We start from the raw sequence: 2,690 nt of genomic DNA on the forward strand, positions 1-2,690 counted from the left end.
TCGCCACGCACCCGGCCCTGGTCCGCGCCGAGGTCGAGACCTCGGCGGGCCCGGCCCGGATCGTCGCCCCGCCGGTCCTGATCGACGGCGAAGTCCGCGCGCTCGGGCGGGTGCCGGACATCGGCGAGCACAGCGAACGGATCCGGCGGGAGTTCGGGGCAGAGCGGTGAGTGCGCGTTGCACCAGGAAACCCAGCCGCGCCCTCGTCTTGAGGTGCTTGCGCGAAGCGCGAGCCTCGAAAGAGGCCTCCAGATGGCGCCGCGATCCCTGGAGGGCTCCTTCGAGGCGACCGCTGCGCGTCCGCACCTCAGAGGCTATGAGTCTTTCAATACATCGCTCGCGACAGTCGATGACGGACCGCGACATGCCCCCTCTCCCGTGCGGGAGAGGGCTGGGGTGAGGGATCAGGTCTTTCCGGAAAGCGCGCATCCCTCACCCTGTCCCTCTCCCGCACGGGAGAGGGGACCCGCGGTTCCTGCTGGGGCAATAGGCCCGTCCGGGACCGCTAAGGCGTCGGGTGCATGGGGATCGAAGGGCGATCGATCGAAAGATCCAGAACCTGTCAGGATGAGGTGGTGGTCTGGAGAGGCGCGAGCGTTGGACACGCTTGAATACAAAAACCGGGAGGAAGCGATGAGACTGAACGGAAAAATCGCGATCGTGACGGGGGCCGGGAGCGGGTTCGGCGCGGGCATCGCCGAGCGCTTTGCCGCCGAGGGCGCGCGCGTCGCCTGCGTGGACATCGACAGGTCGGCGGCCGAGCGGGTCGCATCAGGCATCGGCGCGAATGCCATCGCGGTCGCCGCCGATGTCGGGGCGGCGGCCGATGTCGAGGCCAGCGTCGCCGAGACCCGGGAGCGGTTCGGCATCCCGCACATCCTCGTCAACAACGCCGGCACCACCCACCGCAACAAGCCGCTGCTGGAGGTCACCGAGGACGAGTTCGACCGCGTGTTCCGGGTGAACGTGAAGTCGATCTTCCACTACGTCCGGACAATCGCCCCGCTGATGCGCGACCAGGGCGGCGGCGTGATCCTCAACGTCAGCTCGACGGCGGCGCTCCGGCCGCGTCCCGGCCTGACCTGGTACAACGCCTCCAAGGGGGCGGCGAGCCTCGCCTCGAAGTCGCTCGCGCTGGAATTGGCCCCCTGGAAGATCCGGGTGAACGCCCTGTGCCCGGTGATGGGCGCGACCGCGCTGCTCGAGCATTTCATGGGCGTGCCCGACACCCCGGAGAACCGCGACAAGTTCATCAGTACGATCCCGCTCGGCCGGATGTCGCGGGCCGAGGATATCGCCGCGGCGGCCCTGTTCCTGGCCTCCGACGAGGCCGAATTCATCACCGGGATCGACATGCCGGTCGATGGCGGCCGCACGGCCTGAGGCGCGCGATGGAAGCCTATACCGAGATTCGCGAGGCCGTCGCCAAGCTCTGCGCCGGGTTCCCCGGGCCGTACTGGCGCGCCCTCGACCGGGAGATGGCCTACCCGACCGAATTCGTCGCCGCGCTCACCGAGAGCGGCTACCTCTCGGTGCTGATTCCGGAGGACTATGGCGGGTCCGGCCTGCCGCTCTCGGCCGCCGCGGCGATCCTGGAGGAGGTCCAGCGGGCCGGCTGCAACGGCGGCGCCTGCCATGCGCAGATGTACACGATGGGCACGCTGCTCCGGCACGGCTCGGAGGCGCAGAAGGCCGCCTACCTGCCGGCCGTCGCCGAGGGCCGCCTGCGGCTCCAGGCCTTCGGGGTGACCGAGCCGAGTTCCGGCACCGATACCGGCAGCCTGAAGACCACGGCCCGGCGCGACGGGGACCACTACGTCATCAACGGCCAAAAAATCTGGACCAGCCGGGCCGAGCATTCGGACCTGATGCTGCTCCTGGCCCGCACGACGCCGCGGAGCGAGGGCATGAAGCGCACCGACGGCCTGTCGGTGCTGCTCGTCGACATGCGGGAGGCGATCGGCAACGGCCTAACCATCCGGCCGATCCGAACCATGATGAACCACGCCACCACGGAGGTGTTCTTCGACAACCTCCGGGTGCCGGCGGAGAACCTGATCGGCGAGGAGGGCAGGGGCTTTCGCTACATCCTGTCCGGCATGAATGCCGAGCGCATCCTGATCGCCGCGGAATGCGTCGGCGACGCCAAGTGGTTCATCGACAAGGCCAAGACCTACGCCTCGGAGCGCTCGGTCTTCGGCCGGCCGATCGGCGCCAACCAGGGCGTGCAGTTCCCGATCGCGAAAGCCTACGCCAACATGCGCGCCGCCGAGCTGATGGTCCGCGAGGCGCTGAGCCTCTACGAATCTGGAGCCAATCCGGGCGCGGAGGCCAACATGGCCAAGATGCTCGCCGCCGACGCCTCGTTCGAGGCCGCCAACGCCTGCATCCAGACCCATGGCGGGTTCGGATTCGCCGAGGAATACGATATCGAGCGCAAGTTCCGCGAGACGCGCCTGTATCAGGTCGCGCCGATCTCCACGAACCTGATCCTCGCCTACCTGTCCGAGCACGTGCTCGGCCTGCCGCGCGCGTACTGACATGACCGACCTCGAAGCCTGGATCGGCCGCACCCGCGAGACCTCGGATCTCGTCACGCCCCGGCTGCGCGCCGAATTCCGCGCGACCTTCACGCCGCATCTCGCCCCGGTCCCGGACGGGGCGGCGCCGCCGGCCCTGCACTGGTGCCT

General features: G+C 69.0%; 2 protein-coding genes. Both read left to right on the top strand.

Features of this window, described 5'->3' with window-relative positions:
• Nucleotides 1–633 precede the first annotated feature (633 nt).
• Nucleotides 634–1,383 carry an SDR family oxidoreductase gene (locus FV228_RS26160; RefSeq protein WP_147857202.1) on the top strand — a complete coding sequence of 250 codons (750 nt, stop codon included), beginning with the start codon at nt 634–636 and terminating at the stop codon, nt 1,381–1,383.
• An 8-nt stretch (nt 1,384–1,391) separates the two neighbouring features.
• On the top strand, nt 1,392–2,540 hold the full coding sequence (locus FV228_RS26165) for an acyl-CoA dehydrogenase family protein (RefSeq protein WP_147857203.1): 1,149 nt from the start codon (nt 1,392–1,394) through the stop codon (nt 2,538–2,540).
• Nucleotides 2,541–2,690 lie beyond the last annotated feature (150 nt).

This window comes from Methylobacterium sp. WL18, from assembly GCF_008040015.1.
GTDB classification, from domain to species: domain Bacteria; phylum Pseudomonadota; class Alphaproteobacteria; order Rhizobiales; family Beijerinckiaceae; genus Methylobacterium; species Methylobacterium mesophilicum.

Excerpts from the sequence above, each read along its gene's own strand:
- FV228_RS26165 (WP_147857203.1), top strand. The coding sequence starts at position 1,392 with ATGGAAGCCTATACCGAGATTCGCGAGGCCGTCGCCAAGCTCTGCGCC.
- FV228_RS26160 (WP_147857202.1), top strand. The coding sequence starts at position 634 with ATGAGACTGAACGGAAAAATCGCGATCGTGACGGGGGCCGGGAGCGGG.